The organism is Methanoregula sp., assembly GCF_002835825.1.
Classification (GTDB): Archaea; Halobacteriota; Methanomicrobia; order Methanomicrobiales; family Methanospirillaceae; genus Methanoregula.
Map to the genome: position 1 here is coordinate 1 of NZ_PIZH01000780.1, position 1031 is coordinate 1031.

A 1031-nucleotide genomic window follows, 5' to 3' on the forward strand; every position below is an offset into this window, starting at 1 on the left:
GTCCTGACCTGATGCTGGGGCTCGGGCTCCGGGACGTTGTCATCGCCGCCGCGGTCATCACTATCATCGTCGGAGCATTCGTTGCGCTCCGGCAGGACGACTTCAAGCTCCGGCTCGCCTATTCCACGGTCAGCCAGCTCAGCTACATGATCCTGGGTGCCGCCGTAATCCTGCCTGCCGGGATCACCGGCGTGTCAGAGATCGGGAGAGCGGTTGCCGTCATCGGGGCAACGTATGCTTTCACGGCCCATGCATTCGGCAAGCTGGTCATGTTCTTTGTTGCCGGGGCCGGTGCAGTCGAGACCGGGAAGACGCGGGTCTCGGAGCTGGACGGCATCGGGAAGAAGATGCCGTGGGAATTCTGGGCGTTCGCCCTCGCAACGCTCTCCATGGTCGGGCTGCCGCCGATGGCCGGGTTCATCGCGAAATGGTACCTCTCGCTCGGGATCGGTGCGGGATACACGGGCGAGTGGTGGATGCTGCTCATCCTTGTCACGGCAAGCGTCCTGAACCTTGCGTATTTCCTCCCGATCATCATCCGGGCCTTCTTCCGGCCCGGGGAATGGGGAGCGCCCGGTGTCCGGTGGACCCTCCGCGGCCCGGTCGTCGTGACCGCGGCAGGCGCCCTCGCACTCGGCCTCTGGACGGTCTACCCCGCAAGCCTGTTTGCGCTCTGTGCGCAGGCTGCCGCAAACGTTACTCATACGGCAGCGCTGGTTTCCGGAACGTTTCTGGCAGGTACTGCAGTTCCGCCGTTCGTGATATTCCTTATCGGTGCACCGGTCGTCCTCCTTCTCAGCGGAAAGGCGCGGCAGGCCGGCCTCATCGTGCTCGGGGGAACAGCCCTCCTTGATGTCCTCCTCCTGCCGGGCGGCTATTTTGCCCGTTCTGCCGCGTGTGCCGCAGTCCAGTGGAACCTCCCGTTCATGGACTACACCCTGACCCTCCTCCGGGTGGACAGCCTCTCGTACCTGATGGGCCTCATCTTTGCGATCATCACCTTCCTCGCCATCCTGTACGCGGCTGCGATC

At 64.0% G+C, this 1031-nt stretch carries 1 protein-coding gene; it reads left to right on the top strand.

Annotated features, from left to right (window positions below; all coding sequences use genetic code 11):
• The coding region (locus tag CW742_RS15165; protein ID WP_292421865.1) for a proton-conducting transporter membrane subunit at positions 1-1031 on the top strand (1031 nt) is incomplete at both ends.